This is a genomic window from Streptomyces sp. S3(2020), from assembly GCF_013044505.1.
Classification (GTDB): Bacteria; Actinomycetota; Actinomycetes; order Streptomycetales; family Streptomycetaceae; genus Streptomyces.
In genome coordinates, this window is sequence record NZ_JABERD010000386.1 from 1 (window position 1) to 4,765 (window position 4,765).

Sequence of the window (4,765 nt, forward strand, 5' to 3'; positions counted from 1 at the left end):
CTTCGACGACTGCGCGATGGCGCCGGCGGACCGGCTCATCGCCGCCTTCGCCCGGCCGGCCTCGGCCGCGGACTCGTACCGCAAGCTCTCCCACCAGCTGCGCCCCGCCCTCCTCCACCACGTCGACCCCCGACTCGGCCTGCGCGAGGGGGACTTCACGGCCCTGACGGAGTTCGCGGCGACGCTGCGGACATGAGGGAGCGCCCTCCCGCACTCGGCGGAAGGGCGCTCACCGTGACGCCGGCCGTCAGTTGTGGCTGTGCAGGATCTCGTTGAGCCCGCCCCACACCGCGTTGTTCGGCCGGGCCTCGACGGTGCCGGTGACCGAGTTGCGGCGGAAGAGGATGTTCGAGGCGCCGGAGAGCTCGCGGGCCTTGACGATCTGGCCGTCGGGCATGGTGACGCGGGTGCCGGCGGTGACGTAGAGACCGGCCTCGACGACGCACTCGTCGCCCAGGGCGATACCGACGCCCGCCTCGGCGCCGATGAGGCAGCGCTCGCCGATGACGATCCGGACGTTGCCGCCACCGGAGAGCGTGCCCATGGTCGAGGCACCGCCGCCGATGTCGGAGCCGTCACCGACCACGACACCGGCGGAGATACGGCCCTCGACCATCGACGTGCCGAGCGTGCCGGCGTTGAAGTTGACGAAGCCCTCGTGCATGACGGTGGTGCCCTCGGCGAGGTGGGCACCGAGGCGGACGCGGTCGGCGTCGGCGATGCGGACGCCCTTGGGCGCCACGTAGTCCGTCATGCGCGGGAACTTGTCGATGGAGGTCACCTGGAGGTGCAGCCCCTCCGCCCGCGCGTTCAGCCGTACCTTCTCGATGTCGTCGACGGCGACGGGGCCGAGCGAGGTCCAGGCGACGTTGGCGAGGAAGCCGAACATGCCGTCGAGGCTCTGGCCGTGCGGCTTGACGAGCCGGTGCGACAGCAGGTGGAGCCGCAGGTAGACGTCGTGCGCGTCGGTCGGCTTCGCGTCGAGCGAGGAGATGACCGTACGGACCGCGACCACCTCGACGCCACGCCGGGCGTCCGGCCCGACCGCCTTCGCGGCACCCTCACCGAGCAGCTCCACGGCACGCTCGGCGGACAGCCGCTCGGTGCCGGACGGCCCGGCCTCCGCGGTCAGCTCGGGCGCGGGGAACCAGGTGTCGAGAACAGTGCCGTCGGCGGCGATCGTGGCGAGCCCGGCGGCCACGGCGCCGGTGGTGCGAGAAGCAGTCGTGTCGGTCATGAGGGCAACCTAACCGCCGCACAGCCACCGAGGCCAACCAGCGAAGCCGGTGTCTCAGGTGCCGAACCGCTGCGTCGGCCCGGACCGGGGCCGGACCATGCCCACTCATGAGTCTCTTTTGGGAACGTACGCTGTCGGTGCAGTGACGCGCGAAGGGACGGTACGCCCATGGCCCGCAGGACGAGCCTGGAGGACTCCAGCTGTGCCATCGCCCAGGCCCTGGACGTCGTGGGCGACTGGTGGACCCTCCTGATCGTCCGCGACACCGCCCGCGGCGTACACCGCTTCGACGACCTCCAACGCGCACTCGGCCTGTCCCGCAAGGTCCTCACCGAGCGCCTGCGCCTCCTCGTGGCGGCGGACGTCCTCACGAAGGTCCCGTACCAGGACCGCCCGGTACGCCACGAGTACCGCCTCACCCCTCGCGGCCACGCCCTGTTCCCCGTCCTGATCGCCCTCCAGGACTGGGGCGACACCTGGCTCCTCGGCGACGAGCCCGGCACCACGACGGCCACCGCGGCGGAGGCGTCGGCGGAGGCCCGCCGCGTCCACGGACTCGTCGGCACCGAGGTGCCGGAGCTACGGCTCCTCGACGACCGGGGCAGGCCACGCGATCCGATCGCCGACGGCACCCCCTACACCGTCCTGTACTGCTTCCCCGGCGCCTACGCCCGCAGCGACGCCTACCCCCCGGGCTGGTCCGACATCCCCGGCGCCCCCGGCTGCACCCTGGAGTCCCGCACCTACCGCGACCGCCACGCCGAGTTCACCGAGGCCGGTGCCACCGTGCACGGCGTCTCCACCCAACGCCCCGACGAACAGCGGGCGTTCTCCGCCGCGGAGGGTCTGCGCTCCCCCCTCCTCTCCGACGCCGGCCTGTCCCTCGTCGCCGCCCTGCGCCTGCCGACGTTCCGCGCGGCGGGCGTGAGCCGGCTCAAGCGGCTGACGCTCGTCGTCGACCGCGACCGGGTGGTACGGGCCGCGCAGTACCCGGTGACGGACATCGCGGGAAGCGTCGAAGCCGCCCTGTCGGCCGTCAGCGGGCTCCGGAGGGAATGACCCGTCCCAGCACGTCCCGCGCGTACTCCTCGTCGTACACGCCGTCCGTCAGCAGCACCTGGAGACAGATCCCGTCCATCAGCGCCACCAGCGCCCGCGCCGTGACCGCGTCGGTGCGGCGGCCCAGCCGCTCGGCGAGGTCCTCGGCCCACTCCGCGGCGACCGGCCGCAGCGCCGGGCGGCGCAGGGCGGCGAGATAGAGCTCGCACTCCAGCTCCACGCCGGTACGGTCACCCGCGAGCCACTCGCCCAGCAGGCCGGCGAGCTCGGCGGCCAGGTCCGCGCCCCGGTCCTCCAGGCCGCCCCGCGCCACGACCACCTTGACGAACCCCTCGTTGGCCTGCCGCAGCGCGGCGACCATCAGCTCGTCGAGGGTCTTGAAGTGGTACGTCGTCGAGCCGAGCGGCACATCGGCCTCGGCGGCGACGGAGCGGTGGCTCAGCCCGGCGAGGCCGTGGCGGCCCACGACCCGGATCGCCGCGTCGATGATCCGCTGCCGTCGCTCGGGGTCGTAGCGCCGGGCCATCAGTGCGCACCGCCCAGGTTCAGCACGACCACCCCGGCGATGATCAGCACGATCCCGGCGGCCTTGGCGGGGCTCATCCCCTCCCCGAGGAACGTGAACCCGATCGTGGCGATCACCGCGGTGCCGACGCCCGCCCAGATCGCGTAGGCCGTACCGACGGACACGGTCTTCAGCGTCTGCGCGAGCAGCGCGAACGCCAGGGCGTATCCGAGGACGGTGAGCAGCGACGGCAGCAGCTTGCTGAAGCCGTCGCTGTACTTCATGGCGGTCGTCGCGGCCACTTCGGCGGCGATCGCTCCGGCGAGCAGCACGTATCCCATGCGTACGAGTGTACATAACACTGTGTACGGGCGTACACAACAGCTCGCCCGGGCCTCCGGCGGAACGCGTGCCGCTATGGCCGGGCCGCCGACACGGGGCCCGGCTCGCGCACCCGCGCCACACGGTCGAGCAGCCGTCGCTTGGTATGGGCGGCACGGCGCAGGGCGGAGACCCTGCGGTAGCGGAGCAGTTCGGCGGGGCCGGGCCGGACGGCTCCGCTCAGTGCGTAGCCGTTGCGGACCAGCCGGTCGCCCAGTACGGCGTCGCAGAGCCGTATCTGATCGGGCGTCAGCCGCTGCTGCCAGCTCCCCGCCCGGGAGGCGTCCAGGGCACCGTGCGTACGCCGGTGCCAGGTCTTGCGGGCGGGTACGGCCTTGTGTGCCAGGCGGCTCGGCTCGGTCATCTCGGGGGCGTACTCCTCGCCCAAGTAGGCGCAGAGTGCCCTGAGTCGGGGCTCGGGGTCGGCCAACAGGTCCTCGAAGCGCAGCTCGTGCCAGCTGTCGGGGCCCAACCGGTGTGCGTAGCGCCGGGTCACGTCCATGACCTGCGCCCAGGTGGCGACGGCCTCGTGGAAGCCGCGGTGCCACCAGGGCATGCCCAGCAGCGAGGCGACGCAGTCCCGTCCGTCACGTACGAGGTGCACGAACTGCGCGTCCGGGAAGAGCCGCAGGATCTCCTCGACATGGAGGGCGTAGGCGGGCCGTTTGTCGCCCCAGCGGACCTTGCCGTGGCTCTCGGCGTACGCCCTGAGCGTGATGCCCAGCGCGGAGCCCAGGGTGGGCGGGCCGCCTTCGATGCGCCGGGCGACGGTCCCCGCGTCCAGCCCCAGTTCATGGAAGCGGGTCTCCTCGCGTCCGGTGATCCAGTGGGCGAGGCCGGCCCGGTTGTCCGGGTCCCGCAGGTCGCCGAAGCCCAGCCGGCTCTCGTAGGCGGGCAGGACGAAGCGGGTTTCCGGAGGCAGCGCGATACGGGGGTGTGCGTGCAGCATCAGTTGCAGCAGCGTGGTGCCGGAGCGGGGACAGCCGAGCACGAAGACGGGGCGTACGGGGAGGGAAGCAGAGGTGACCACGCCCCCACGCTGCCGTCGGGGGCTGGGACCCGGCTGGCAGGGCGCTGAGAAAGCCGTAGCGAAGATGCTGAGAAAACGATATGGAAACCGCTCGCACAAACGGCTGCTCGATGAGCACCGGGTCCACTACTGTGCCATCTGCTTCACCATTCATCTACCGCGCCGTCACGGCTGCGGCCTCCCCCATGGGCTCCGCCAGAGGAACCGCGCATGCCAGAAGACAAGTCCCAGCCTCCACATGACCGACCGTGGGAGACCGGCTGGGCACCCGACACCTCCCGGGCACCGGGAACCCGCCGTCTCTACCTCGCCGCCGCGCTCGCCGTGGCCACGGTCGTCGCCTGTGTCATGGCGATATCCATGACGGACAGCACACCTGACGTCGTGGCGAAGTCGGCGCCCCCCTCGGACGGCGGGACGATACCGGGCCTGGCGGGCTACGCCAGCCCGTCCGACACCACGACGCTCCCCCCGAAGGGCAAGAGCGGCCTGGCGACCTCCGAGGAGACCACCTCCGCCTCCGCCCCGCGCCAACAGGGCTCCACCCCCACAC

The 4,765-nt window shown here is 72.2% G+C and carries 5 protein-coding genes and 2 pseudogenes; 3 read left to right on the forward strand and 4 right to left on the reverse strand.

Annotated features, from left to right (window positions below; genetic code table 11):
• Nucleotides 1–196, forward strand: a pseudogene (locus HLK59_RS48200) (hypothetical protein); the annotation flags it as partial.
• Between the two features lie 51 nt (nt 197–247).
• Here the strand turns inward: HLK59_RS48200 and dapD are convergent.
• Nucleotides 248–1,237, reverse strand: coding sequence for a 2,3,4,5-tetrahydropyridine-2,6-dicarboxylate N-succinyltransferase (dapD, locus tag HLK59_RS48205; RefSeq protein ID WP_171148024.1), 990 nt, complete (start codon nt 1,235–1,237; stop codon nt 248–250).
• A gap of 168 nt (nt 1,238–1,405) precedes the next feature.
• Between dapD and HLK59_RS48210 the strand changes: the two genes are divergently transcribed.
• Nucleotides 1,406–2,296: a winged helix-turn-helix transcriptional regulator gene (locus HLK59_RS48210; RefSeq protein WP_171148025.1), complete on the forward strand. Its 891-nt coding sequence runs from the start codon at nt 1,406–1,408 to the stop codon at nt 2,294–2,296.
• On the opposite strand, the gene HLK59_RS48215 is transcribed toward HLK59_RS48210, so the two are convergent.
• From HLK59_RS48215 to HLK59_RS48225, 3 genes are all read right to left on the reverse strand, one after another.
• Complete coding sequence (locus HLK59_RS48215; RefSeq protein ID WP_171148026.1) at nt 2,274–2,822, reverse strand: TetR family transcriptional regulator; 549 nt, start codon at nt 2,820–2,822, stop codon at nt 2,274–2,276. The two genes, HLK59_RS48210 and HLK59_RS48215, sit on opposite strands and share 23 nt — an antisense overlap.
• On the reverse strand, nt 2,822–3,142 hold the full coding sequence (locus HLK59_RS48220) for a multidrug efflux SMR transporter (protein ID WP_171148027.1): 321 nt from the start codon (nt 3,140–3,142) through the stop codon (nt 2,822–2,824). Before HLK59_RS48220 ends, HLK59_RS48215 begins: the two co-directional genes overlap by 1 nt.
• Nucleotides 3,143–3,216: 74 nt before the next feature.
• On the reverse strand, nt 3,217–4,212 hold the full coding sequence (locus HLK59_RS48225) for a sulfotransferase (protein ID WP_171148028.1): 996 nt from the start codon (nt 4,210–4,212) through the stop codon (nt 3,217–3,219).
• 210 nt (nt 4,213–4,422) lie between these two features.
• On the opposite strand from HLK59_RS48225, the pseudogene HLK59_RS48230 reads away from it, so the two are divergent.
• A pseudogene (locus HLK59_RS48230) lies at nt 4,423–4,765 on the forward strand (alpha-L-arabinofuranosidase); the annotation flags it as partial.

What these genes read in the sequence shown, in the direction of transcription:
- dapD (WP_171148024.1), bottom strand. Translation starts at nt 1,237, where the DNA reads ATGACCGACACGACTGCTTCTCGCACCACCGGCGCCGTGGCCGCCGGG.
- HLK59_RS48210 (WP_171148025.1), top strand. Translation starts at nt 1,406, where the DNA reads ATGGCCCGCAGGACGAGCCTGGAGGACTCCAGCTGTGCCATCGCCCAG.
- HLK59_RS48220 (WP_171148027.1), bottom strand. Translation starts at nt 3,142, where the DNA reads ATGGGATACGTGCTGCTCGCCGGAGCGATCGCCGCCGAAGTGGCCGCG.
- HLK59_RS48215 (WP_171148026.1), bottom strand. Translation starts at nt 2,822, where the DNA reads ATGGCCCGGCGCTACGACCCCGAGCGACGGCAGCGGATCATCGACGCG.